Origin of the sequence: Amycolatopsis sp. 2-15 (genome assembly GCF_030285625.1) — a bacterium.
GTDB lineage: Bacteria > Actinomycetota > Actinomycetes > Mycobacteriales > Pseudonocardiaceae > Amycolatopsis > Amycolatopsis carbonis.
The window spans coordinates 6,231,323-6,255,220 of sequence record NZ_CP127294.1 but is presented as its reverse complement, the minus strand read 5'-3'; the positions used below and the strand labels follow the sequence as shown (position 1 = coordinate 6,255,220).

Below are 23,898 nucleotides of genomic sequence, written 5' to 3'. Positions count from 1 at the left end.
CAGCTTGCTGGCTCTCGATCGTCAACCTAGTACCCCGCGCACGACCGAGGTGACGACGGCGTCCGCGTAGGTGTGGTCGAGCGGGCGGCGGCCGGTGAGGAGGCGGTAGTGCAGGGGCGCGAACACCAGGTCCAGCAGCAGGTCCACGTCGACGTCCGGGCCGGCGACCTCACGCACCGCGGCGCGCACGGGGGCGCGGCGGGGCTCGAACCAGTGCTCCTCGAGGCGGGCGGCGAGGTCGGGGTCCTGCTGCGCGGCGCCGAGCAGGCCGGTGAAGACGCGGCCCAGCACCGTGTCCACGTAGAGGTCGGCGAAGTGGCGCGCATGGGCACGCAGCAGTCCTTCGGCGGTGGTGGCGCGCGTGGTGACCGGGTTGGCGCGGGCACGGTCGAGGAAGGCTTCGAGCACCACGGCGGCTTTGCCGGTCCACCAGCGGTACACGGTGCGCTTGCCGACTCCGGCGCGCGCGACGATGGCGTCGACGCTGACCGCGGCCCAGCCGCCGGCGGCGGTGAGGTCCCAGGCCGCGTCGAGGATCGCGCGGTGGACCTGGGGGTTGCGGCGGGTGCTCTCAGGCATCGCGTACCGTCCACGCGTCGGCCACGCGCCGGTTGACCTCGGTGATCGGGCCGACGAGGTCTTCGTACGGTTCGTCCCACGGATCCTTGAGGCCCCAGCCGCGCTGGGGGTTTTCGACGTAGGCGCACCAGTGCCAGCCGAGGCACCAGTCCAGCGCGGCGAACGCATCGGCGGTGCGGACGTAACCGGCGGCGCGGTCGGCCTGGTCTCGCATGCTGCCGGTGCGGTGCGGGCTCAGGCGGGTCGGGCACCAGTTGCCGGTGTCGGCGACGAGCACCGGCAGGCCGGTCCTCGTGTGCCAGCGTTCGAGCGTCTCCAGCGCCGTGTCGAGCGCGCCCGGGCCCGGGAAGGTCTGCACTGACAGGACGTCGACGTGCTTCGCGGCCGCGTCGAGGACTTCGTCCGGCGCGCCCGCTTTGGTGCCGAAGCGGTCGCCGAGGATCAGGTGGTCCGGGTCGTGGCGGCGGATCGCGGCGGTGGCGGTGGCGTAGTAGGCCTCGGCGGTTTCGGCGAGCGGACCGGGCCAGCCCGCGCCCGTCGGGTGGCGGGCCCAGGCCGGCCCGTCGACGAGGAAATACCCGAGGAGCAACGGATCCTCCGGCCGGCACAGCGTGCGCGCCAGGTGGTCGCAGTACTCGGCGAACGCGGGCGCGCGCGGGTCGCGGTAGGCCGGATGCCCGTTCCACGACTCGATCTCCGCGACCCGCAACGCCTGCACGTACGGCAACCCGGCTCGGGCGACATCCGCGCCCGGCAGGTCCTCCGCGTGCCCCAGGTCGACCACCGTGCCGGTCACGCCGAGCCCGGTGCCGCTGATGTACTCCGCCGTCGAGCCCACCGTCGTGAACCCCCAGGCGCGCAGGTCCGCGCCCAGGCCGTCGCGAACCCACTTCTCGCGCGAGCCGCCGTAGCGCGTGCCCCAGATGTCCTGGTTGTGCGGGTATCGGAGGTTCGTGTCGTGCGCGTGCGCGACCCTGATCGACGGAAACGGCTCGCCGTCCGGCCGGATGAACGTCCACCGCCCGCGGCGGGCCACTGTGAAGAACGCCATGGATTGAGGATACGAACCGGTTCGTCTCCCCTGTGGTTTGGGGGTCACCCGCCTGCGTGAGCGGAGGGACCGGCCTGGTCCAGGGCGCGCCGGGCAGGCACCCACACTCGTTCGAAATCGGCACCGGAGACCTTGACGACCTGATCGGACTTGCCCCAGCCGCGTACGTCCCCCTCGGCCAGCACGCCGTACTGGCGCTCGTACGCCTGCATGTCACCAGGGGCGCCGTGGTCGCGGATGTGCAGGACCTCGTTGAGGGTCGCCGCTGTCACCGGCCGCCGGTCAGGACCTTGAAGCTCGACGTACCGGACAGCTCATCCGATGCGAATACAGGGTGGTTCGCACCTTCCAACGATCCTGTGCTGCCCGACCTGCGCACGCTGCGGATACGCGTTGCAGCGAACCACGCCGCAGCGTCGGCGCGCCACAAAGGACGCTCCCCGAGCCGTCACTACTTCGGTGGATGAGCTGCGGCGATGCACCGAAACTCGCAAAAGGGCAGGGCGCAGCCAAAACGTCCTTCCTGGACAGTGGATCGGTAGTCCGCCACGTTGGCCGTGAGCGGCCCGATCGGCCAGTTCGGCGGCAAGTTCGGACGCGAATGCCGCCCGCGTTGCGCCATGGGGGCGCTAGATTCGGGCGTGTGTGCAGGTTGATCGTCCTGTTGGTTTTGCTCGGGCTGGTGTCGGCGGGGTGCTCCCGGTCAGTGGTGCCCGACCAGGGGCCGACGGTGGCCCCGGCGGGGTACTCGCTGCCCAAGGGGGCCGAACAGGTGGCCAGTCCGGGGATGGATCCGGACCTCACGGTCGAGCTGCCGGTGGGCGGTCTGGTCAAGCTGGACGACGACACTGCCCAGCGCGCCCTGGACGCTCAGATCTGGTCGGTGCTCCGGCTGGCCCAGGTGTACGGCAAGACCGCGATCTACCAGGCAGTCGCGCCGGGCAAAGTGGCCTTGGTGATCGCCGCGCACGGCTACCCGTGCCCACCGCGCGCGGTGGACTGCGACGTGGACACCAAGGGGCCGTTGAAGCTCCTGGTGGTCGTTACCCCGACCTAGTGGCTCGTCAAGCAACGTTGATCATGTAATCGGGTTCTCGGAGGGGTGAGTTGATCGCGAAATGAGTCTTCGGTCGAGCACGCGCGTTGCGCCGGCGGACATAACCGGCGATGGCCGTGTTCTGCTCGGCGTGAGTGCGGCGCCACCGCCTCACCCGCACATGATGCTCCGCCCAGGTCCCGACCGTTCCCAAGGCCGGCCAGCAGACGAATACACAGGCCTGCCAGCAGCCTCTCAGCGGTGCGGGGACGCTACGTGGTCGCTGCCGAACTAGACGTTGAGGAAGGCGGCGACATCTGAGTTGAAGACTCGAAGGTCCTCGCCTGGGGTGAGGTGAACCCGGACGGTGGCTGTCCAGACCGCGGGATCTTCCTCGGTCGGCTCGGGAAAGCGCAGAGTCCAGGACAACCAGATCAAGCGTCCGCTGTGGGACGCTCGTAGCTCGAGATCACCCCGAAACGACGCCCAGATCCGCTCGTCGGTCCATCCGCGAAAGTCGTTGCCGAGGCTCTGGACGAAGCTGTCGAGGCCGTCACCGTTGAGTGTCTCCACCTCCAGGGACGCTGACAGGCCAGGAGCCTCAACGCGGGCGCCGAACAAGCCCAATGCGTCGTCGTGTGGTCGTCTGCACCGCTCAAGCTTGACGAAAGTGCCAGCAGGCAGTCGCGCAGGGATCGTCACCTGGGGTCCAGTCTGCTCAACCACGGCAGGATGCTCTCACCTGCGCCAGAAGCCGCGGTCGGCGGGCGAGGCCCAGCTCATCGATGCTGCACAACTGACTGTCGTGCGCGATGTAGCACGTATGTACATCAAGCGCCGACTGTCTGCCGTTAGAGCGGCCGGTTACGAGCCCACCGCGTCGTCGCCGAAGAACCGGCCGCGCTCGCACCGTTCGTTGATCTGCATGTTCTCAGCCCTGCTGGCTGCTCCTCGAGTGCTCCCGAGATGACGCTCCGGGAACGTGCGAGGCGTTTGACCAGGTCCCACTGGATACGAACTGACCGAAGGTTCGCTCGTCAGCGTGGCCTTCGGCTTGCCGGGAGCCGATCCGGTCGAGCGACCCGACAAACTCGTTCAGGTCACAGAGCACCTCGACGAAGTCGTCTAGCGGCACCCGGAGCGCGCGATACGGTGCATCCACCCGGCCAGCATGAGGGGCGTTTCGCTCCCGCGACCAGTCGGCACGCTTGCAATCGGCGGTGGGCTGCATCGGAACCGCTCCGCACTGGTCGCGACGCGAATACACGACGTTCGAATACGAGACCCTGCCAGCAACGAACGGGTCACCCGCCTGCGTGAGCGGAGCAGCGGGCCACCACCGCCGCTGCCACGATCACCGCCATGAGGTGGAACGGCGTGGCCTGGGCCGCGGGTGTACTGGTGGGCATCGGGCTCGCGGCGGGGGCCGGGGTGTGGGTGCACTCCGCCGAGCGCACGGCCGGGGACACGTGGCACTCCACCGGCACCGACGAGCCCGACCGGATCGACGTGAACGCCACCGTGCAGAAGGTCGACGCCGTCGCGCGGGAGGTGACGTTGCGGGTGCTCGTGGTGCCGCGCGGGCGGCTCGGCGAGGACGACGGGGTCGCGCCGGCGAGCGACCTCACGTTGCTGAACTCCTCGAGCCTGCGCGGGGACCAGACGTTCCCCGCCCACGAGCGCATCGCGAGCGCCGACCTGCCGATCGCACTGACGGGCGGCGCGATCACCGACTACCCGTTCGACGGCTACGAGAGCCACATCCAGTTCGCCGCCGTGCAGGACGGCAAGCCGGTGCCGGTGCTGCTCACCGTGGACAAGGTCGACAGCCTGTTCGGCCTCGCGGTGACCGGCTCCGACAGCTCCGGCGGCCTCGACATCCGGCTCACCCGCGCGACGAGCGTGCTCGTGTTCGCGCTGTTCATGATGTTCGCGATGTGGGCGATCGCCGTCGCGGTGGCGCTCGGTGCGCGCCACCTCATCGTGCGGCGGCGCGGGCTGGTGTGGCCGGCGTTCGGATTCATGGCCGCGTCGCTGTTCGCGCTGGCGTCCTTCCGCAACGCCGCTCCGGGCTCGCCGCCGATCGGCACGCTGCTGGACTACACGGCGTTCCTGTGGGCCGAGCTGACCGTGGCGCTGAGTGTGTTCGCGTCGGTGGTCGCCGGCGCCGTCATGGAACGAGCGAATCGCACCGGATAGCGCGGAGGTGTCGATTTCGCGGGCTCCCGGGAGTCGTCCCTGCGACGACCCGATGACGAGGGAGCCCACCGTGATCACCCCGAACCTGGCCTGGCAGCTGGAGCACCAGACGCGCCGCGACCACCGCGACGCCGACGAACGCCTCGGCCGCCTGGCGGCATTTCTCACTCGGCGGCGCCGGCGGACGAGTGTCCGTGCGACGATCCGGGGCGAGCACCGACCCCAGGGAGCGCGCACATGGCCCGGCACCACCTCGACCCGACCCGTGAAACCACGATCGACGTCTTCAACCGGGACACCGAGCCCGTCCTGACCGTCGACCCCGGGGACACGGTCGTGGTCGGATCGCTGGACTGCCACGGGTTCCTGGAACGCCAGCGCACGCCCGGCGAGCAGCGGCCGCGGATGATCGACCCGAGCCGCGGCCACTGCCTCACCGGACCGATCGCCGTGCGCGGCGCGGAGCCGGGCACCGTCCTCGCCGTGCACCTGGACGACCTGCGGCCCGGCGACTGGGGCTGGACCGTGTCGGCGTCGAAGGACAACTGGCTCACGCGGAAGCTCGGCGTCGCCGGCGGCCCGCCCGGACGGCTGCTGTGGGAGCTCGACGCCGGTGAGCGCACCGGCACCAACGACCGCGGCCAGACCGTGGCGCTGGCGCCGTTCCTCGGGGTGATCGGCCTGCCGCCGGCCGAACCGGGCGACCACTCCACCGTGCCGCCGCGACCCGAAGGCGGCGGCAACATCGACTGCCGCGAGCTCGTGGCGGGCTCGACGCTGTACCTGCCCGTGACGGTCCCCGGCGCGCGGCTGCTCGCCGGCGACGGGCACGCGGCCCAGGGCGACGGCGAGGTCGGCGGCACGGCGATCGAGTGCCCGATGACCACCGAGCTCACGCTCGACCTCACCACCGACCGGCCCGTGCCCGGCATCCACGCCGAGACGCCCGCCGGGCGCGTCACGTTCGGCTTCCACACCGACCTCAACGAAGCCACCGCCGAGGCACTCGGCGCGATGCTCACCTGGCTGCAGAAGCTCTACGACCTCGACCGCCCCACCGCCCTGGCGCTCGCGAGCCCGGTGGTCGACCTGCGCGTCACCCAGGTCGCCAACCAAACGTGGGGCGTGCACGCGGTACTCCCCGCCGACGCGATCCGCTGACGATCCGGCGAAGTCTGCCTTCGCGGCCATCCGGGTCTGCCCGCGGCGCGCACTGGTCTGGTCCATCCGTGACCCAGGTGCGATCACACCTTAATTCGAGGCGAGAAATAACGGACTTCCGTAGGGTCCGGACCTCTTGACGCCATCCTCTTTGTCCGGTCAGGATCGCCAAGGCCCGCTTTGGGCCCGTCCCCGCCGCCCTCCGCAGAACGGACTGTCGATGGCCAGAAGATCCCCCGGGTGGTCCCGGGCCCGAAGGACCACGTTCGCCGCACTCGCGAGCCTCACCCTGCTGGGCGGCGTCGCGAACGCGGCGCCCGCCCCCGCCAAGCCGGCCACACCGGCCGCGGCGCAGCCCGAGATCGGGCAGCCCGCGCTCGACAAGAACGGCTGCGCGCGCATCGAGAACACGCTGCCGACCCTCTCGGACTGGCCGAAGGTCGACAGCAGGATGCGGAAGAACCCGCAAGACGAGGCGCGCATCGCGAAGATCCTCTCCGGCATGACGCTGGAGGAGAAGGTCGGGCAGATGACGCAGCCCGAGATCAACGCGATCACCCCCGACGAGGTCAAGCAGTACGCCATCGGCTCGGTGCTCAACGGCGGCGGTTCGTGGCCCGGCGGCAACAAGCACGCCACGCAGCAGGACTGGCTGAACCTCGCCGACGCGTACTGGAGCGCGTCGAAGACCAGCCGCACGAAGATCCCCGTGATCTGGGGCATCGACGCCGTGCACGGCAACAACAACGTCTACGGCGCCACCGTCTTCCCGCAGAACATCGCGCTCGGCGCCGCCCACGATTCGTGCCTGGTCCGAGACGTCGAGAACGCCACCGCGCGCCAGATCCGCGCCACCGGCCAGGACTGGGCCTTCGCGCCCACGCTCGCCGTCGTGCAGGACGATCGCTGGGGCCGCACGTACGAGGGCTTCTCCGAGGACCCGCGCATCACGCGCGCCTACGGCTACGAGGCCATCAACGGCCTGCAGGACGGCGCCACCAAGCGCATCACCTACAACGGCGTGATCGCCACCGCCAAGCACTTCATCGGCGACGGCGGCACGATCAAGGGCCAGGACCAGGGCGTGAACCCCTCGTCCGAGGCCGACATGATCAACATCCACGGCCAGGGTTACTACGGCGCGCTCGCCGCCGGCACCCAGACCGTGATGGTGTCGTTCAACAGCTGGACCAACGCCGACCTCGGGATCAACGAGGGCAAGCTGCACGGCAGCGACAAGGCGCTGAACCAGATCCTCAAGGGCAAGATGGGCTTCGACGGCCTCGTCGTGTCGGACTGGAACGGCATCGGCCAGGTGCCCGGCTGCACCAACGCGAGCTGCCCGCAGGCGATCAACGCCGGCGTCGACGTCGTGATGGTGCCCGCCGACTGGAAGGCGTTCATCACCAACACCGTCGCGCAGGTCAACGACGGCCAGATCCCGATGGCGCGCATCGACGACGCCGTGACCCGCATCCTGCGCGTGAAGCTGCGCGCCGGCATCCTCGACGAACAGAAGCCGTCGGACCGCTCGTACGCCAACTCCGACGAGGCGCTCACGGACAAGTGGCTCGCCCGCGACGCCGTGCGCGAGTCGCAGACGCTGCTGAAGAACAACGGCAACGTGCTGCCGCTCAAGCCGAAGTCGAAGGTGCTGGTGGTCGGCAAGAGCGCCGACAGCATCCAGAACCAGACCGGCGGCTGGACGCTGTCGTGGCAGGGCACGGGCAACACCAACGCCGACTTCCCCAACGCCACCTCGATCCTGGGCGGGCTCAAGGAAGACCTCGGCGACGCCAACGTCACCTTCAGCGAAAAGGGCGACGTCGACCCGACCGGTTACGACGCCGTGATCGCCGTGATCGGCGAGACGCCGTACGCCGAGGGCGTGGGCGACCTGCAGCGCAAGTCACTGGAAGCCGCGAAGCTCTACCCCGAGGACCTCGCCGTGCTCGACAAGGTGAGCGGCAAGGGTGTCCCGGTCGTCACCGCCTACGTCGGCGGCCGTCCGCTGTACCTGAACAAGGAGATCAACCGCTCCGACGCGTTCGTGGCGGCCTGGCTGCCCGGCACCGAAGGCGGCGGCGTCGCGGACATGATGGTCAAGGGCAAGGACGGCACGGGGTACCAGGGCAAGCTGTCCTACTCGTGGCCCAAGAGCGCGTGCCAGACGCCGCTCAACCCGTGGAGCCCGGACTACGACCCGCTGTTCGCGCTGGGCTACGGCCTCAAGACCGGCCAGCGCGCCAGCGTGGCGAAGCTCGACGAGACCGAGGGCCCGACGACCTGCGGGTCGACCGGCGGCGGGGGCACCGCGACCGAGGATCTGTCGATCTTCGACCGCACGGACATCGCGCCGTACAAGAGCTACATCGGTTCGGCCTCGAACTGGGGCGGCACCGAGATCGGCCCCGACGGCACCGCGGAGCACCCGGAGATCACCGTGACCCCGGCCGACGTCAACGTGCAGGCCGACGGCCTCAAGACGACGTGGACCGGCACGGGTGCGGCGCAGCTGTACCTGCAGAGTCCCGCGACGAGCGACCTGCGCGGGTATCCCAACGCGGACGGGGCGCTCGAGTTCGACGTGATCGTGAACTCGCCACCGGTGAACCGCACCGTGGTGAGCATGCACTGCGTCTACCCGTGTTTCTCGGAGGTCAACGCCACCAAGCTGTTCACGGACCTGCCGGCGGGGAGCAAGTCGACGGTGAAGATCCCGCTGTCGTGCTTCGCGAACGGGCTCGACTTCGAGAACGTCAACACGCCGTTCCTGGTCTACACCGACGGCCCGTTCTCGGCGTCGTTCGCGAACGTGAGGTGGTCGCCTGGCGGAGCGAAAGATCCGGACGCGCTGAAGTGTTCGGATCTGACGTGAGGTGATTTTCGGGGCGCCCGCGAGACTTTTCCCGCGGGCGCCCCTTTTTTGGTCAGGTGGCCAGCTCGAGAATGCGTTCTTCGGCCTGGGCCAGGGATTTCTCCGCCAGGTCCGCCAGCCCGGCCAGCGCCGGGATGTCGCCGACGCGCGTCAGCTCCGCGTGCACGAACGCGAGATTTCCGGGGCCGACGCCCAGGTTCGTGAGGTAGGCCCGCAAGTACGGTTCCTGGAAGTCGTACCCCTCGCGCGGAGTGCCCGGGCCGTACGCGCCGCCGCGTGCGGTGATCACCACGAACCTGGTGGCGCCCAGGGCGTTCGCGAACACGCCGGGGAACGTCACGCGGTCGATCCACGCCTTCAGCGCGGCGGGCACGGAGAAGTTGTACATCGGCACGCCCAGCAGCACAGTCCCGGCTTCGCGCAGCTCCGTTACCAGCGGCAGAGTCAGTGCCCATTCGCGGCGTTCACCTTCGTCGACGGCGAGCGCGGCGATGTCGTCCCGGGGCACGGTTCCCCGGCGTTCGACGCGGCGGCCGAGACGGGCGTAGGGCTCCCGGATCGGCGGCACGGGGTCGGCGGCCAGGTCGCGGTGGCGCACCTCGCCCCGCCAGTGCCGCACGAACAGCGAGGTCAGCCGCCGCGTCACGGACTCCGCGCCGTCGGCGCTCGAGTCGATGCGCAGCAGAGGCGCTAGCATGTCGGTCATCCGGTTCCTCTCCTCGGGTCCAGCGGGTCGGCCTCACTCACCCACCTCGACGCACCACGAAGAGGAAAGGTGACCGATGCCCGAAACCCTCGCGGCCCGGTTCGAAGCGGAACGGCCCCGCCTGCGCGCGCTCGCGCGGCGGATGCTCGGCTCGGCGGCCGAAGCCGACGACGCCGTGCAGGAATCCTGGCTGCGGCTGGCGTCGGCGTCCGGGATCGACAACCTCGCGGCGTGGCTGACCACCGTCGTGTCGCGGATCTGCCTCGACGTGCTGCGGGCACGGCGGGAGACGCCGTTCGAGCAGGTCCCGGACCACGGCGTGGCGGGTCCCGAAGAGGACCTCGCGCTCGCCGACGAGGTCGGCCGGGCCCTGCTCGTGGTGCTGGCGACGCTCGCGCCCGCCGAGCGCGTGGCGTTCGTGCTGCACGACTTGTTCTCGGTGCCGTTCGACGCCGTCGGCCCGATCCTGGACCGCACGCCCGCGACGACGAAGAAACTCGCGAGCCGCGCGCGGCTGCGGGTGCGCGGCACTCCCGCGGCCGGCTCCGACCTCGGTGCGCACCGGAAGGTCGTGGAGGCGTTCCTGGCCGCGGCCCGCGGCGGTGATCTCACCACCTTGCTCGAACTGCTGGCCCCCGACATCGTCCGGCACGCGGACGCGGCCGCGTTGCCGCCGGGCACCGCCGCCGTCCTCCGCGGGGCCGACGCCGTCGCGCGCGGCACCACCGCCTTCGCCGACCGCGCGCGCCTCGCGGAGCCGGCCCTGGTGGACGGCACGGTCGGGCTGGTGCTGGCGCCTTACGGCCGGCTGACGGGCGTGCTCAAGGTGACGGTGACGGTGGGACGTGTCGCCGCGTACGAGGTGATCGCGGATCCGGCCCGGCTGGGGAAGGTGGAGATCGCCGTCCTCGCCTGATCTTTTTCGGGCGCCGTGCCGGATATTCGCGCTCATCGGCCGCCGTATAGGTCGTTATACACACCGGTAACCCTAGGGAAACGGCCAGGAGTTCGTGGCGCACACGCGGTGGTCGGCCGGCACCGCGCCATGGTCGCCGCCCGGGACGTTGTTGAGGCGGGCGACGTAGTCGTCGGCGACGCCGAAGGTCTGCTGCATCATCACGGGCGCCGGCCGGCCCGGGCCGCCGCAGCCGACGTGGGAGTGGCCCAGCGCGTGGCCGACCTCGTGGTTGATCGCGTACTGCCGGTAGGCGGTCATGTTCGCCCCGTAGGCCTTCGCGCCGCGAACCCAGCGGGAGAGGTTGATCATAACGCGCCGCATGCTGCGGCGGAAGCAGGAAGCCTCGTAGGAGATGGAAAACCCGCAGGCGTCGGCGCGGTGCGTGGTGTCGGGGGTGGAGAGGCTGACGCGGAAGTCCGGGTGGGGGTCGCTCGCGTCCACGCGCTGCAGCGCGACCTTGCCGTCGGCGGTCCAGCTTTTCGGGTCGGACAGGATGCCCTGCACGGCGGCCGCGAAGCTGTCGTCACCGGCGTAGCTCGCCGGGTCGATGCCGTCCTCGACCTCGACCGTGTAGCGGTAGAGGCGGCCGGTGCCGATCTTCGGTCCGGAGCCGGGGATCACGTGCCACTTGCGCTGGCCGGTCTGCGTGTACGGGCCGCCGGCGGGCAAGTCCGCCGTGGGGATGTTCGGATCGGCCGGCTTCGCCGGGTTCTCGGGAACCCCCGGCTCGGCGGAGTCCACGGAGGACTCCACGCGGGCCGGTGCCGGCCCCGGCGCGGGCGGTTGCGCAGCCGTCGACGGGGCCGCGGTGGTGGCGGTGTCGACCAGCACGAGCACGGTGAGCACGACCATGACCGGCAGCGCGTAGACGCGCCAGCCGTACGTGCGCAGGAAACCTTTCTTCCTGTTCGCGGATCTCCGCTCCGGCAACGGTTTCCACGACGCACGCAGCGGTTCCCGCGCCCGCGTTTCATCCTGCGCCACGTACTTCCCCAGCTCTCCGGTGACATTTCCTCCCGTTCCGACGGGCGGGAGGGGCGAAAGGTTGAGACCAAGCGGCGCGGGTCACGGGCGGTGACCCCGACTTTCGTCGGTTCCCGACGGCCGGGCTGTTGATCATGCTGGGGACGTGTCTGCGCAGCACCCCGGCTCGTTCGCGGTCACGCTCGATGCCGCGATCGAAGACTCCGGGCTTTCCCTCGACCGGGTCCGCCACCACCTCGCCACCCGAGGCGTGACGCTCTCGCGCTCCGCGCTGTCCTACTGGCGCCGAGGCCGCTCCCAGCCCGAGCGCGAGACGTCGCTCAACGCCGTGACGCAGCTCGAAGCCGTGCTGGAGCTCTCCCCCGGCTCACTCACCTCGCTGCTCGGCCCCCGCGCGCCGCGCGGGCGCTGGCTCGGCCACCCGCCCGACCGCGTGGAGCGCCGCCGGTTGTGGCCGGACCTGCGGCCGCTCACCGTGGAGCTCAAACCACCGCCGGACGAGCAGCTCGCGTTCTGGTCGGTGCACGACCGCGTGGCCGTCGACGACGACGGGTGCGAGCGGGCCCTGCACGTGCGGGTCGTCGCGGAGGCCACGATGGACGGCGTCGACCGCATGATGACCTACCACCAGGCCGACGGCCCGCTGCCCGCCGAACCTCGTTACCAGGGCGTGCGGTTCGCGCGCGTCGGACGGGTGCGGGTCGACCGCCGGACCGGCATGACGGCCGGTGAGCTGCTGCTCGACCGTGTGCTCGCGGCCGGGGAGGTCACGGCCGTCGAGTACGAGATCCTGCTGCCGCCCGGCACCCCGACGCAGGGAGTACGGCCGGCGCTTCACGCGGCCGGTGCGCGAGCACGTGTGCCAGGTGCAGTTCGGCCTGCGGCTGCCGCGGCAGGTCCGCTCGTTCGAACGCCGCGGCCCCGACGGGCCCCGCCGCACCGGCGATCCGCTGCGCGTCGGCACGACCCACGCCGTCACCTTCGCCACCCGCGACGCGCGGCCCGGCATTCACGGCGCGTGCTGGACGTGGTGACGCCAATTCTGTGAACACGAACCACCGACCTGCGGATCCGCGGCCACGATGGCCAGGTGTCCACTTGAACCTGGAACGTGCCGTGGAGCGCCGGTTATTTTCCGCCCGCCCCCACCTTCCCCCGGAAAGGCAGGCCATGCGGCGACTTCCCCGGATCCTGACCACCCTGGCGGCCGCGGCCGTCCTCACCGCCACTGGCACGGTCACCGCGACCGCCGCGTCGGCAGCACCGCTGACCATGGCCGCGCAGTTCGGCACCGTCGCGCCTTCGGTCAAGGTCAACCTCATCGGCGACAACTACCCCGCCAAGTGGCGCAACATCCGCCAGGACTCGGTCCTCGACGACTGGAACATGTGGAACCGCGAGTGCGTCTCGTGGGCCTCCTACACCGTCGCCGCCCACGGTGTGAACACCCGCAACTACAGCGACGCCAAGTACTGGGACGACAACGCCCGCAGCAACGGCTACCCCGTCGACAACACGCCAACCCCGGGCTCCATCGCCCAGACCGACGCGGGCCGCTACGGCCACGTCGCCGTCGTCGACAGCGTCCACGGCTCCACCGTCACGGTCGAGGACTACAACTGGGCCGGCGACGGCCACTACCTCGTCCACGACCTCGACAAAGGCGAGTTCCGCTACATCCGCTTCTACAACTGAGCCACACCGAACCCTCGGCCGGACGGCGCCTTCCCGCCGTCCGGCCGAGTCCACGAGATGGCCGAGCCCGTGAGCGTGCCGGGCACTTGGCGTCGGTTCAGCTCACCTGCGGGCGGTGACCCCGTTCCTGGTGCGGCACTTCCTGCCCGCCGGCAGGCGCGGTCGGCTTGGGCAGCTGCGCCACCTCGTACTGGGCCAGGTTGTACTGCCCCTGGGTGCCGGGGAGGGCCGGCGCGTGCTTGGTCGCGTCGTGGAAGCGGAAGACCGAGGTCAGGTCGCCGACGGTGCGGCGGCGCCAGTCGCTGATGTTCGGCTCGGCGACACCGGTCACCTTCTCCAGCAGGCGCAGCTGCGAGGTGTGGTCGAACAGCTCCGAGCTCACCCAGCCGCCGGCGGTCCACGGCGAGACGACGATGCACGGCACGCGGTAGCCGAGCCCCGTCGGCAGGCCGCCGCCCTTGACGCCGCTGGGCGAGGTGGCGGAGACGAACTCGCCGGGCGTGCCCGGGCGCGGGGTCGGCGGCAGGACGTGGTCGAACAAGCCGTCGTTCTCGTCGTAGGACAGGATGAACACCGTCTTGGCCCAGACCTCCGGGTTGGCGGCGATCGCGTCGATCTTGCCGGCGACGAACTGGGCTCCCGCGGCCGGCAGGTTGGCCGGGTGCTCGTCCATCGCGCTGGGCGGCAGGAGCCAGCTCACGGTGGGCAGCTGGTCGTGCAGCGCGTCGTACTCGAACTGGCCCAGGGGCGACGGGGCGATCGCCTGGTCGTAGAGGGGCGAACCCGGCTGCGCGTCGGCGTACTGCTTGATCGCGTTGAACGGCGGCAGCCCGGTCGCGCCGCCCGGCGAGTGGTAGACCTTCCAGCTGACGCCCGCTTCCGTGAGCCGCTCCGGGTAGGTCTTGAACGTGAAGTGCCCGTTCGGCACGTTGCCCGTCTCCAGGGACGGGCCGCCGAACTTGCCGTCCGCGTCGATGGTGCCGGCCAGCCACATGTAGCGGTTGGGCCAGGTCGGGCCGAGGACCGAGCAGTGGTAGGCGTCGCAGATGGTGAACGCGTCCGCGAGCGCGTACTGGAACGGGATGTCCTCGCGCGTGAAGTAGCCCATCGTGTAAGGACCCTTGGTGGCGCCGTCGGCCGCGAGGTGGGCGGGCAGCCAGTTGTCCATCTTCCCGTTGTTCCACGCCTGGTGCTGCACGCTCCACGCGTGGCTCGTCGACGGGATCGCCTGCGCCGCGCTGATCTTCGTGTTCAGCCGGTACGGCAGCAGGTAGCCGTCCGGGTGCCCCGGGTCGGGCTGGTGGAACACCGAACGCCCGCCCGGCAGGCGCAGCGCATGCGGGTCGTCGAAGCCGCGCACACCGGACAGTGTGCCGAAGTAGTGGTCGAAGCTGCGGTTCTCCTGCATCAGCAGCACGACGTGCTCGATGTCGCGCAGGTGCCCGCCGGACGGCGGCGGGGACGCGAGCGCGCTGCGGACGTTCGGTGGCAGCACGGACGCGGCGGCGGCCAGGCCCCCGGCGGCGGCAGCGCCGAACAACCTGCGGCGGGTCAGACCGGTTCTGTCGTTCTCCGGGGCGTCGGTCATCGAAATCCTTCCGGCTTCGGGCACGGTGGGAGCTCCGACAGGCTTCCGGCCGCGGTTGAGCCCCGGGGGTTCCCGCCGGTGGCCACCGGTTGAACTTCGGCTGAACCCCTGCGCCGGCGGGTGATTTGTCCCTTCCCACCGGCGCGTCCGTCCACAACGGACGCCGTCAGTTCCCGCCTGCCCGCTCCAGGTACTCCAGCGTGCCGCGTGGGCCCAGCTTCACGCCGGGCGCGAGGTCGACCGGTTCCGGCGTCACGGGGGCCGTCTGCAGGTCGAAATGCCGCGGCCCGGCCACGTCGAGCTCCAGTGTCGTCGTGAAGTCGGCGACCAGCTCGGGTTTCGCGGGGTCGGTCCCCCTCCCCGGGTGCCGCCGCCACCCGGTGGCCACCGTTCGCTCGACCGCGACGGCTTCGATCGCCACCCGCCCGCCGAGCGCGTCGGCGAGTCCTGCTGGAGGAACGGCACCTCACTCGGGCGCAGCGCGGATCCACCTCAGCCAGTCGGTGATGAGCCGCACCCTCACGCGCCTGCGCGCCACGGTCGGCGACGAGCTCTTCATGCGCACGGCCGGGGGTTTCGAGCCGACCCCATGCACACCTGGCTGCCGAACCTGGTCCTCGACGCCACCCTCCAGCTCACGGATCTCGACGAGCGGGGCTGACCCCGGCCGTCACTCGGTGCGGGTCGCGGTGTCCCCCTCCGCCGTCACCTCCAGCGGCGCGTCCGGCGCCGGATCGCGGTTGACGACCGTGATGGCGACCGCGCCGATGGCCGCGACGACGGCGAAGAGGTAGAAGCCCCACGGGTAGGCCAGCCCGGCCGTGAGCAGGAAGCCGGTGACGAGCGGACCGGAGATCGCGCCGAAGCGGCCGATGCCACTCGCCGCGCCCAGCGCCGTGCCGCGCGCGGCGGCCGGGTAGACGCGGGCGACGTAGACGTATACGAGCACCTGCGCGCTGAAGGTGAAGATCCCCGCGAGCAGCACGCCGACGTACACGCTGAAGCCGGGCAGCTTGATGCTCAGCAACGCGAGGAACACGGCCGCCGCGGTGAACCAGACGATGGTGGAACGCCGGTAACCCAGGCGGTCGGCCACGCGGCCGCCGATCAGCAGGCCGATCACGGCACCGACGTTGAGCACCAACAATAGGGCGAGCGCCGCGCCGAGCTCGTAACCGGCCTCCCGCATGATCTGCGGCAGCCAGGTGTTGAGGCCGTACACGAGCAGCAGCCCCATGAACGACGTGACCCAGAACGCGATGGTCGCGCGGCCGTAGCCGTGGCGGAACAGGATGCCGATCGGGTTGCGCTCGCGCGGCGGCCGCGCCGCGCGGGTGCCGCGCGCCTTGAGGAACTCGGCCGACTCCGGCAGGAACTTCACCATCAGCGGAACGAGGATCACCGCCGGCGCGGCGCCGATCACGAACATCCACTCCCAGCCGTACCGCTCCACCACGAGGATGCCGAGCAGCGCCGTGAGCACCGCCCCCACGTGGTAGCCGGTCATGAGCACCGTGGTGGAGCTGCCGCCGCGGCCCACCCGCGCGTATTCGGTGATCAGCGCGAGCGCGGTCGGCAGCACGCCACCGAGGCCGAGCCCGGCGAGGAAGCGCAGCAGCCCGAACAGCCAGGGGCCGTCGACCACCGCGCACAGCAAGGTGAACACCGAGAAGCTCGTGACCGTGAGCAGCATCGTGCCGCGTCGGCCGAACAGGTCACTCACGGGGCCGATGGCGAGCGCGCCCACGGCCACGCCGAGGAGGCCGACCACGGAGATCAGCGAGGCCGAGTTGGGGTCCAGGCCCCAGCTCGGCACCTTGAGCAGTGCGGGCAGCACCACACCCAGCACCACGAGGTCGAAGCCTTCGAGCGCCACCGCCGTCCAGCAGAGCGGGGCGACCCAGCGCGCGTACCGGGCCCGGGGGTCGATCGGGGAGGAGGCCGTCATGTCATCACCTGCGTCGTCGGAGGGGGCTGGGGAAACGGTGCGTCAGAAGGGATACTGCGGGAGATCACCGCGCACGGTGACCCATTGCGTCTCGGTGAACGCCTCCAGGTTGGCCCGAGCGCCACCGTGGCGGGAGCCCGTGCCCGAATCGCCGACCCCGCCGAACGGCGCGAGCGCCTCGTCGTTCACGGTCTGGTCGTTGATGTGCACGAGCCCGGACGGGATCCGCTCGGCGAGCGCGAGTCCTCTCGTGACGTCCCGGGTCAGGATGCCCAGTGACAGCCCGTATTCGGTACCGCCGGCCAGGCGGACCGCCTCGTCCACTGTGGAGAACGGTACGACCGGGGCCACCGGCCCGAAGATCTCCTGGGCGTAGGCCGGCGCGGTGAGCGGGACATCGGTGAGCACCGTCGGGCTGTAGAAGAGGCCTTCGAACGTGCCGCCGGTGGCGAGCTTCGCACCCGCGTCGACGCTGCTCGTCACGATCTCGTGGATGCGGTCACGCTGCCCGGCGTCGATGATCGGGCCCACGGCGACGTCGGCCCGCGCCGGGTCGCCCACGGGCAAGCGGGCGGCGTGCTCGGCGAGCGCGGCCGCGTAGTCCGCGGCGATCTTCTCCGCGACCAGGTGGCGGCTGGTGGCCATGCAGATCTGCCCGGAGTGGTTGAACGAGCCGAAGGCGCCGACCGACACGGTCTGTTCCACGTCGACGTCGTCGAGCACCACGAGCGCCGAGTTCCCGCCCAGTTCCAGGTGGACGCGCTTGAGCCGCTCCCCCGCCGCCGCGGCGATCTGCCGGCCCGCGCGCGTGGAGCCGGTGAACGCGATGACGCGTACCAGCGGGTCCGCCACGAAAGCACCGCCGACGTCGGCCCCGCCCGGCAGGAGGTGGAACAGGCCTTCCGGCAGGCCCGCTTCCTCGAAGATCCGGGCGAGCACCACCCCGCCGCACACGGCCGTGCGCGGATCGGGCTTCATCAGCACGGCGTTGCCCAGCGCCAGCGCGGGCGCGATCGCGCGGATCGAGAGGATGATCGGCGCGTTGAACGGCGAGATCACGCCGACGACCCCGGCCGGGACCCGCCGCGCCATCGACAGCCGCGGCTGGTTGGAGCGCAGCAGCTCGCCGTACGGGTGGGCGGCCAGCGCCGCGGCTTCGTGGCACTCCTCGGCCGCGACCGCGCCCGTCTGGAACCGCGCGAACGGCCGGGTGGCCCCGGACTCGCGCACGAGCCACTCGTCGATCTCGTCGGCGTGGTCTTCGAACAACCGCGCCGCGCGGCGCAGCACCCTGGCCCGCTGGTCATAGGGCAGCGCGGCCCACTCCTGCTGCGCGCGCCGCGCGGTCTCGGCCGCCTGCGGCACGTCGGCGGCGGACGCGGCGCCGACGCGCGCGAGCACCTGCCCCGTCGCCGGTTCCACGGAGTCGTACTCGCCGCCGGAGCCGGGCACCCAGCCGCCGGAGAAGATCCGGCCCTGCCAACGGACCGCGCCGAGCAGCGGACCGGCCGGGGCGCTCACCGTGCCACCGCCACGTCGAGCACGAGCGGCCGGGTGGCCTGCGCCAGCGCGGGAAGTACTTCGTCCAAAACGGACTCCAGTTCCTCGTGGGTCTCGACCCGCCGGGCGGGACACCCGAGCGAGCGCGCCAGACCGCTCACGCTGATCTCGTCGAACGCGGGCCACGGCGCGGCGCCGGGGGTGGCCGACCCTTCGCCGTGCCGGGCGGCCAGCTCGTCCATGATCGCGTACCGGCCGTTGGCGAGCACCACGACGAGCACGCCCGCGCCGTAGTGGGCGGCGCTCCACAGCGCCTGGATCGCGTACAGCGACGAGCCGTCGCCGACGACCGCGACCACCGGACGGTCCGGGCGGGCCATTCGCACGCCGATCGCCGCGGGCACGGCGAAACCGAGGCCGCCCATGGCGGCGCTGAGAAAACCGAGCGGCGCGCGGGCGGGCACGAGCGCGTGCAGCAATGGCCGGCTCGACGGGGTTTCCTCCACGAGCACCACGTCGCGCGGGATCCGCCGGGCCAGTGCGGCGAACACGTGCTCCGGGGCCAACCCGGCGGTGGGCCGCCCGGGCAGGTCGATCGTGCGCCCCGGCGGTTCTGCGGGCACCGGACGGGCCGGCACCCGCCGCGCGAGCGGACCGCACACGGCGGCGGGCCGCGCGAGCACGGCGAGGTCGGCCGGGCTGCGGTGGGCCTCGTCGGGATCGTCGGTGACGACGGCGGTCCGGGTGCCCGGGCCGATCAGCCGGCCGGGTTCACGCGGGTACTGGCGGAACACCGGCGCGCCCACGGCGAGCACGGCGTCGTGGCCGGCGAGCACTTTGCGCAGCTCCGCGCGGCCCGCGGGCAGGTGCCCGGCGAACTGCGGGTGGTCCTGCGGGAACCCGGCGCGGGCGCCGAACGCCTCCTGCCACACCGGACATTGCAGCCGCTGTGCGAGCGCCTCCAGCGCGTGCCACGACTCCGCGTCGTCGGCGCCGGCCCCGACCACGAGCACCGGTTTTTCCGCCTCCGCCAGGAAGTTCTCGAGTTCGGCGACTACCTCCGGCTCCACCGCAGTGGTCCGGACCAGCCGCGCCGGCGCGGGCAGCGGTTCGTCGTCGTCAGCCGGGGCGAGCCAGTCGTCCATCGGCACGATCACCAGCGCGGGGCCGCGATGGTCGCGGGCCTCGTGCCACGCGCGGGCCAGCGCGCCCGGCACGTCCTGCGGCCGCGGCGGTTCCCCGACCCACACGGGGGCGGGCCCGGCGACGTCGTCGAGCCGGTGGCCCGCGAGGAAGGGCTCCAGCGCGAGGTGACGGCGGTCCTGCTGCCCGACGAGCACGACCAGCGGCGCCCGGTTGACGCGCGCGGTCGCCAGCGCGCCCACGGCGTTGCCCAGGCCCGCCGTGGTGTGCAGGATCGCGACCGCCGGCCGGTCGGCGGCGAGCGCCCAGCCCGTGGCCATCCCGACCACCGAGCCCTCGTGCAGCGCCAGCACGAACTCGAAGTCGCCCGGCAGGTCGGTGAGCAGCGTGATCTCGGTCGAGCCGGGGTTGGCGAACAACGTCGTCGCGCCGTAGCGGCGCAGGACGTCGAACGCGGCGTCTCGGACGGTGGCGGGCAAGGGACCTCCCTGGCGTGGCTGGCTCAGGAGTGTCCGGTACGTCCGGCCGCAGCGCCCACCCCCGCTCTCACTGGACGGAAAACTTCAGCCGATCCGGATCGCGCGGGACACGCCGAGCGCGGCCATCCGGACGACCGGGATCAGCGGCGAAAGGTTCGGCGTGCTGCTGGGCACGACCACGGAGATGGCGGCGATGACCTCGTCGGCGAGCCCGCGCACCGGCGCGGCGACCGACGACGCGCCTTCGGTCATCTCGTCGCGCGAGATGCTGAAGCCGGAGCGCCGGATCTCGGCGAGCACGCCGCGCAGCTGCGCGGGATCGGTGATGGTGCCGCTGGCGCGGCGGTCCAAGCCGGCCGACACCACCTCGTCCAAGCACTCGGCGGGCGCATGCGCGAGCAGCACCTTGCCCGGCCCCGTCGCGTGCAGCGGCAGCCGCTTCCCGACGCGGGAAGTGACGACCACGTCCGGGTGCGCCTCGAGCTTTTCGAGGTAGAGCGCACGGCCCTCGTCGAGCACCACGAGGTGCACGACCTCGTGCGTCACCTGCAGCAGGTCCTGCAGGAACGGCAGCGCGACGTCGCGCAGCTCCCGCCCGCTCGGCGCCTGCGAGCCGAGCTGCCACAGCCGCAGGCCGATGCGGTAGCGGCCGCGCCCCGTGCGTTCGAGCGCGCCCCAGCCGACGAGCTCCGCGAGCAGCCGATACACCGTGGCGGGCGCGAACCCGGTGGCCCGCGCGATCTCGCCGTGCGTCTGCTCGGGGCGGCCGTCGAGGAACGAATCCAGGATCGCGAACGCACGGCTGAGCACCGTGCGCCCGGGTTCGGCAGCGTTGCCGGCGATCGCGCGCCTCCCTGACCTCGGGGATACCGAGTCGCCCATCATCCGCCGGTGGCGCGGCGGAGGCAAGCGCAAGTGGCCCCGGACCTGAGTGGAAAAGCCCGGTTCGGCGCCTTCCCGACCCACGTCCCGACCGCAGCCGGCGATGCGGCGTACCCACTCTCGACGTCGCCGGGGCCGGGCGCCACCGACCGGCCCCTCGCGGTGGTCGAGTGGTCTCGACCACGGCCCGTGCCGTCTCGATACAGGGCGTGACGGACGCAGCCATCGGAGTCCGATGTGGACGGTTCGCGAGCGTCGCGCGCGCATCGCCACACACGGGGATCTACGGTGCCAGGCACCACAACCGGCGCCAGGTTTGTGTGGTCCCGCCGGATACCGTGCGCGGTGGTCCGGTCCTACGGTCTCGGCATGCGTACGCGGCGGCTCCCCCTCGTCCTCGCCGGTCTGCTCGCCGGCACGGTCCTCGCGGCCCCGGCGGCGACCGCGGCCCGGTGCGCGCCAGTCCCCGTTCCCGGTGCGGCACACCAGGAACAGGCGTGTCTCACCGACCTGACCACCACCGGCACCCGCGCCACCGGACACACCGTCCAGGCGGACTGGGCGGGCCTGACCTCGGCCGCGCTGCCCGCGCCCAGCGGCGTGCCCGGCGTTCAGGTCGACGGCTACTTCCCCGACCCGTCGACGACCAACACCAACCACGGCTGGAACCACGACGCGCAGTTCGTGCTGCGCTTGCCGGACCACTGGAACGGCGGGCTCGTGGTCTCCGGCTCCCCCGGCACGCGCCGCCAGTACGCCAACGACCGCGCGATCGGCGATCAGGTGCTCGCCGCCGGGTACGCGTTCGCCGCGACGGACAAGGGCAACACCGGCGCGGACTTCTACACCGACGGCCGGAATCCCGGTGACGCGCTCGCCGAGTGGAACGACCGCGTCACCCAGCTGACCGTCGCCGCGAAGCTCGCCGCCGCGCGGCACTACGGCCACCCGCCGGCGCGCACCATCGCGGCCGGGCTCTCCAACGGCGGTTACCTCGTGCGCTGGCAGCTGGAGAACCGGCCGTGGCTCTACGACGGCGGGGTCGACTGGGAGGGCACGCTCTGGACGTCCGACGGACCGAACCTGCTGACGTTCCTGCCGCCCGCCCTGCGGAACTACCCTGCCTACGCGGCCGGCGATCCCCAGGCACACCAAGCGATCCTGGCGGCGGGTTTCGCGCCGGGCTCGGAGTTCCTCTGGCCCTACCACGACCAGGTTTACTGGGACCTGACCCAGCGCACCTACCGCGCCGAGGTCGATCCCGGCTTCGACGGTACCCTCGCGGCCGGGATTCCCTTCTGCGCCGGCGGAACCCCGGGGTGCGACGCCGACTACGAATACGCGGCCCGGCCCGCCGCCGTACACCGGGCGGTCGCCGAGGTCGCGCTCACCGGGCGGATCGGCCGGCCGCTGATCACCCTGCACGGCACGCTCGACAGCCTCCTGCCGATCAGCCGCGATTCCGACGTCTACGACCGGATGGTCGAGCGCGCCGGCCGCGAGGCGCTGCACCGCTACTACCGCATCCAGGACGGCAACCACGTCGACGGGCTGGTCGACACGTTCCCGGACCGGCTCCGGCCGATCGCCCCGTGTTTCCGCACGGCGTTCACCGCGCTCGCCGGCTGGCTGCGCGGGGTGCGGCCGCCGGCCTCGGCGACGGTGGCCCGCCCTGCGGGTGCGACTCCCGCGGAGCTGGCCACCGCCTGCTCACTCTGACCGGGCGCCAGGAGCCTCAGGACTCCTTGCGGCGCAAGCCGTACCCGGCCTTCATCAGCAGCAGCAGCACCGTGCCGAGGATCAGCGGCTGTTGCAGGATCAGCTGCACCACCTGCGGCAGCACCTTCATCGTCGCGGGCGGCACGAACAGCCCGCCGATCGCGGTGATGAACGGGAAGCCCGCGAGCATGAGATTGTCGCGGGACCAGTGCACCCCCGAGAGGGTGTCGATGGCGCTCGCGAACAACACTCCGAACAGGACGGTGCCGGCCGCGGCGAGCACCGGCAGCGGCACGGCCTGCAGCAGGTGGTCGAACGGGCCGAGGCCGCCCAGCACGAGCAGGATGACGCCGGTCGCCAGCGTCACGTAGCGGGAGCCGACCTTCGTGACGCGCAGCAAGCCGATGTTGTCCGGGTAGGCCAGCGTGGACATGCCGCCGAAGACCGCGCCGACGGTGCTGCCCAGGACCTCGCCGAACACGCCCTGCGAGACGCGGTAGCCGGACAGCTCCTGGCGGCCCCAGCCGGCGACGATGTCGTAGGTCGCGATGCTCTCCGCGATCGCCGGGAACAACGTGATGAAGAAGATCAGCACGAGCTCACCGTCGACCGAGAAGCCGAACGGGAAGATCCGCGGCACCGTGAAGCCCACGTTGTGCACCACACCGGCGAAGTGCGTCGGTTCGAAGATCGCGTACACGACCGTGCCGACGATCACCGCGACCAGCACGGCACCGCGGCGCAGGATGGTTCCCTTGGGCAGCAACGTGAGCAGGATGACGACCAGTGCCGTGACCAAGCCCGACACCAGGTTCATGCCAGGGAACCCGGGGCTGCCCGGCGTGCCCAGCACGTTGGGCAACGCCGTGCTGGTGAGCTGGGTGGCGAGGATCAGCACCAGCACGCCGCAGATGATCGGGTCGCGCACGAACTTCGACAGGTACGTGACCAGCCCGTACTTCTTGATCGGGATCGCCAGCACGCACCAGATCAGCCCGGCCACGACCATCGAGCCGAACGCGGCGCCCAGTCCGCCCTTGCCGTGGCCCACGGCCAGCAGCGCGGCCAGCGAACCCGCGTACGGGCCCTGCACGATCGGCAGTCGCAGCAGGAACACCGACTGCAGGATCACCACGAGCCCGGACGTCATGAACGTGACGCCGTAGAGGTAGGCCGTGTCGGTGGCCGACAGCTTGAACGCGGTGCCGATCAGGGCGGGGAAGATCAGCAGCCCGGCCATGCCGAGGATGTTCTGGACCCCGAGCCCGATCGAGCTCGACACCTTGACCTTGTCGTCGATCCCGATGTCGAAGATCGGCGCGGGCTCGGTTTCGGGGGTGGCAGCAGCAGCCGTGGCGGCGGCGGTGACGGCCATGGAGGTAGCTCCAAGCG

21 protein-coding genes are annotated in these 23,898 nt (G+C 71.5%); 8 read left to right on the top strand and 13 right to left on the bottom strand.

Annotation, left to right across the window (positions count from 1 at the left end):
- Positions 1-21: 21 nt before the first annotated feature.
- From QRX50_RS30950 to QRX50_RS30940, 3 genes are read right to left on the bottom strand one after another with little or no spacing between them, the layout of a single operon-like run.
- Positions 22-579 (bottom strand): TetR/AcrR family transcriptional regulator, encoded by a 558-nt coding sequence (locus QRX50_RS30950; protein ID WP_285966646.1) that lies wholly within the window; start codon positions 577-579, stop codon positions 22-24.
- Positions 572-1,630, bottom strand: coding sequence for an agarase (locus QRX50_RS30945; RefSeq protein WP_285966645.1), 1,059 nt, complete (start codon positions 1,628-1,630; stop codon positions 572-574). The genes QRX50_RS30950 and QRX50_RS30945 overlap by 8 nt, the downstream gene beginning before the upstream one ends.
- 44 nt (positions 1,631-1,674) lie before the next feature.
- Positions 1,675-1,902, bottom strand: coding sequence for a hypothetical protein (locus QRX50_RS30940; RefSeq protein WP_285966644.1), 228 nt, complete (start codon positions 1,900-1,902; stop codon positions 1,675-1,677).
- 371 nt (positions 1,903-2,273) lie between these two features.
- On the opposite strand from QRX50_RS30940, the gene QRX50_RS30935 reads away from it, so the two are divergent.
- The gene (locus tag QRX50_RS30935; RefSeq protein WP_285966643.1) at positions 2,274-2,687 is read left to right on the top strand and encodes a hypothetical protein; all 414 of its coding nucleotides are present in this window, start codon (positions 2,274-2,276) and stop codon (positions 2,685-2,687) included.
- 270 nt (positions 2,688-2,957) lie between these two features.
- Here QRX50_RS30935 and QRX50_RS30930 read toward each other — a convergent pair whose 3' ends face one another.
- Positions 2,958-3,368, bottom strand: a complete 411-nt coding sequence (locus QRX50_RS30930) for a DUF6228 family protein (RefSeq protein ID WP_285974613.1) — start codon at positions 3,366-3,368, stop codon at positions 2,958-2,960.
- Positions 3,369-4,028: 660 nt separating this feature from the next.
- Here QRX50_RS30930 and QRX50_RS30925 point away from each other — a divergent pair.
- The 3 genes from QRX50_RS30925 to QRX50_RS30915 all read left to right on the top strand — a co-directional run bounded on the left by QRX50_RS30925 (position 4,029) and on the right by QRX50_RS30915 (position 8,904).
- Entirely contained in the window at positions 4,029-4,865 is an 837-nt protein-coding gene (locus QRX50_RS30925) for a DUF4436 family protein (RefSeq protein ID WP_285966642.1), read from the top strand.
- Positions 4,866-5,102: 237 nt separating this feature from the next.
- Positions 5,103-6,026, top strand: a complete 924-nt coding sequence (locus QRX50_RS30920) for an acetamidase/formamidase family protein (RefSeq protein WP_285966641.1) — start codon at positions 5,103-5,105, stop codon at positions 6,024-6,026.
- Positions 6,027-6,246: 220 nt separating this feature from the next.
- Complete coding sequence (locus QRX50_RS30915) at positions 6,247-8,904, top strand: glycoside hydrolase family 3 protein (protein ID WP_285966640.1); 2,658 nt, start codon at positions 6,247-6,249, stop codon at positions 8,902-8,904.
- A 52-nt stretch (positions 8,905-8,956) separates the two neighbouring features.
- Here the strand turns inward: QRX50_RS30915 and QRX50_RS30910 are convergent, their stop codons facing one another.
- Positions 8,957-9,610 (bottom strand): FMN-dependent NADH-azoreductase, encoded by a 654-nt coding sequence (locus QRX50_RS30910; protein WP_285966639.1) that lies wholly within the window; start codon positions 9,608-9,610, stop codon positions 8,957-8,959.
- 76 nt (positions 9,611-9,686) lie between these two features.
- Here QRX50_RS30910 and QRX50_RS30905 point away from each other — a divergent pair, with 76 nt between their 5' ends.
- Positions 9,687-10,526 carry a sigma-70 family RNA polymerase sigma factor gene (locus tag QRX50_RS30905; protein WP_285966638.1) on the top strand — a complete coding sequence of 280 codons (840 nt, stop codon included), beginning with the start codon at positions 9,687-9,689 and terminating at the stop codon, positions 10,524-10,526.
- Positions 10,527-10,598: 72 nt separating this feature from the next.
- Here the strand turns inward: QRX50_RS30905 and QRX50_RS30900 are convergent, their stop codons facing one another.
- The gene (locus QRX50_RS30900; protein ID WP_285966637.1) at positions 10,599-11,552 is read right to left on the bottom strand and encodes a DUF3152 domain-containing protein; all 954 of its coding nucleotides are present in this window, start codon (positions 11,550-11,552) and stop codon (positions 10,599-10,601) included.
- A gap of 145 nt (positions 11,553-11,697) precedes the next feature.
- On the opposite strand from QRX50_RS30900, the gene QRX50_RS30895 reads away from it, so the two are divergent.
- Positions 11,698-12,600: an XRE family transcriptional regulator gene (locus tag QRX50_RS30895; protein ID WP_285966636.1), complete on the top strand. Its 903-nt coding sequence runs from the start codon at positions 11,698-11,700 to the stop codon at positions 12,598-12,600.
- A gap of 122 nt (positions 12,601-12,722) precedes the next feature.
- Complete coding sequence (locus QRX50_RS30890) at positions 12,723-13,247, top strand: CHAP domain-containing protein (RefSeq protein ID WP_285966635.1); 525 nt, start codon at positions 12,723-12,725, stop codon at positions 13,245-13,247.
- A gap of 97 nt (positions 13,248-13,344) precedes the next feature.
- On the opposite strand, the gene QRX50_RS30885 is transcribed toward QRX50_RS30890, so the two are convergent.
- The 6 genes from QRX50_RS30885 to QRX50_RS30860 form a co-directional block, all read right to left on the bottom strand.
- Positions 13,345-14,835, bottom strand: coding sequence for an alkaline phosphatase family protein (locus QRX50_RS30885; protein WP_285966634.1), 1,491 nt, complete (start codon positions 14,833-14,835; stop codon positions 13,345-13,347).
- A 166-nt stretch (positions 14,836-15,001) separates the two neighbouring features.
- Positions 15,002-15,256, bottom strand: coding sequence for a hypothetical protein (locus QRX50_RS30880; RefSeq protein ID WP_285966633.1), 255 nt, complete (start codon positions 15,254-15,256; stop codon positions 15,002-15,004).
- 249 nt (positions 15,257-15,505) lie between these two features.
- The gene (locus tag QRX50_RS30875; protein ID WP_285966632.1) at positions 15,506-16,783 is read right to left on the bottom strand and encodes an MFS transporter; all 1,278 of its coding nucleotides are present in this window, start codon (positions 16,781-16,783) and stop codon (positions 15,506-15,508) included.
- A gap of 42 nt (positions 16,784-16,825) precedes the next feature.
- Positions 16,826-18,304: an aldehyde dehydrogenase family protein gene (locus QRX50_RS30870; RefSeq protein WP_285966631.1), complete on the bottom strand. Its 1,479-nt coding sequence runs from the start codon at positions 18,302-18,304 to the stop codon at positions 16,826-16,828.
- Positions 18,301-19,905, bottom strand: coding sequence for a thiamine pyrophosphate-dependent enzyme (locus QRX50_RS30865; protein WP_285966630.1), 1,605 nt, complete (start codon positions 19,903-19,905; stop codon positions 18,301-18,303). Before QRX50_RS30865 ends, QRX50_RS30870 begins: the two co-directional genes overlap by 4 nt.
- An 84-nt stretch (positions 19,906-19,989) precedes the next feature.
- Entirely contained in the window at positions 19,990-20,715 is a 726-nt protein-coding gene (locus tag QRX50_RS30860) for an IclR family transcriptional regulator (RefSeq protein ID WP_285966629.1), read from the bottom strand.
- A gap of 441 nt (positions 20,716-21,156) precedes the next feature.
- On the opposite strand from QRX50_RS30860, the gene QRX50_RS30855 reads away from it, so the two are divergent.
- The gene (locus tag QRX50_RS30855) at positions 21,157-22,506 is read left to right on the top strand and encodes a 3-hydroxybutyrate oligomer hydrolase family protein (protein ID WP_285966628.1); all 1,350 of its coding nucleotides are present in this window, start codon (positions 21,157-21,159) and stop codon (positions 22,504-22,506) included.
- A gap of 16 nt (positions 22,507-22,522) precedes the next feature.
- On the opposite strand, the gene QRX50_RS30850 is transcribed toward QRX50_RS30855, so the two are convergent.
- Positions 22,523-23,881 carry a uracil-xanthine permease family protein gene (locus tag QRX50_RS30850; RefSeq protein ID WP_285966627.1) on the bottom strand — a complete coding sequence of 453 codons (1,359 nt, stop codon included), beginning with the start codon at positions 23,879-23,881 and terminating at the stop codon, positions 22,523-22,525.
- Positions 23,882-23,898 lie beyond the last annotated feature (17 nt).

Excerpts from the sequence above, each read along its gene's own strand:
- QRX50_RS30950 (WP_285966646.1), bottom strand. The coding sequence starts at position 579 with ATGCCTGAGAGCACCCGCCGCAACCCCCAGGTCCACCGCGCGATCCTC.
- QRX50_RS30945 (WP_285966645.1), bottom strand. The coding sequence starts at position 1,630 with ATGGCGTTCTTCACAGTGGCCCGCCGCGGGCGGTGGACGTTCATCCGG.
- QRX50_RS30925 (WP_285966642.1), top strand. The coding sequence starts at position 4,029 with ATGAGGTGGAACGGCGTGGCCTGGGCCGCGGGTGTACTGGTGGGCATC.
- QRX50_RS30920 (WP_285966641.1), top strand. The coding sequence starts at position 5,103 with ATGGCCCGGCACCACCTCGACCCGACCCGTGAAACCACGATCGACGTC.
- QRX50_RS30915 (WP_285966640.1), top strand. The coding sequence starts at position 6,247 with ATGGCCAGAAGATCCCCCGGGTGGTCCCGGGCCCGAAGGACCACGTTC.
- QRX50_RS30910 (WP_285966639.1), bottom strand. The coding sequence starts at position 9,610 with ATGACCGACATGCTAGCGCCTCTGCTGCGCATCGACTCGAGCGCCGAC.
- QRX50_RS30905 (WP_285966638.1), top strand. The coding sequence starts at position 9,687 with ATGCCCGAAACCCTCGCGGCCCGGTTCGAAGCGGAACGGCCCCGCCTG.
- QRX50_RS30890 (WP_285966635.1), top strand. The coding sequence starts at position 12,723 with ATGCGGCGACTTCCCCGGATCCTGACCACCCTGGCGGCCGCGGCCGTC.
- QRX50_RS30885 (WP_285966634.1), bottom strand. The coding sequence starts at position 14,835 with ATGACCGACGCCCCGGAGAACGACAGAACCGGTCTGACCCGCCGCAGG.
- QRX50_RS30875 (WP_285966632.1), bottom strand. The coding sequence starts at position 16,783 with ATGACGGCCTCCTCCCCGATCGACCCCCGGGCCCGGTACGCGCGCTGG.
- QRX50_RS30855 (WP_285966628.1), top strand. The coding sequence starts at position 21,157 with ATGCGTACGCGGCGGCTCCCCCTCGTCCTCGCCGGTCTGCTCGCCGGC.
- QRX50_RS30850 (WP_285966627.1), bottom strand. The coding sequence starts at position 23,881 with ATGGCCGTCACCGCCGCCGCCACGGCTGCTGCTGCCACCCCCGAAACC.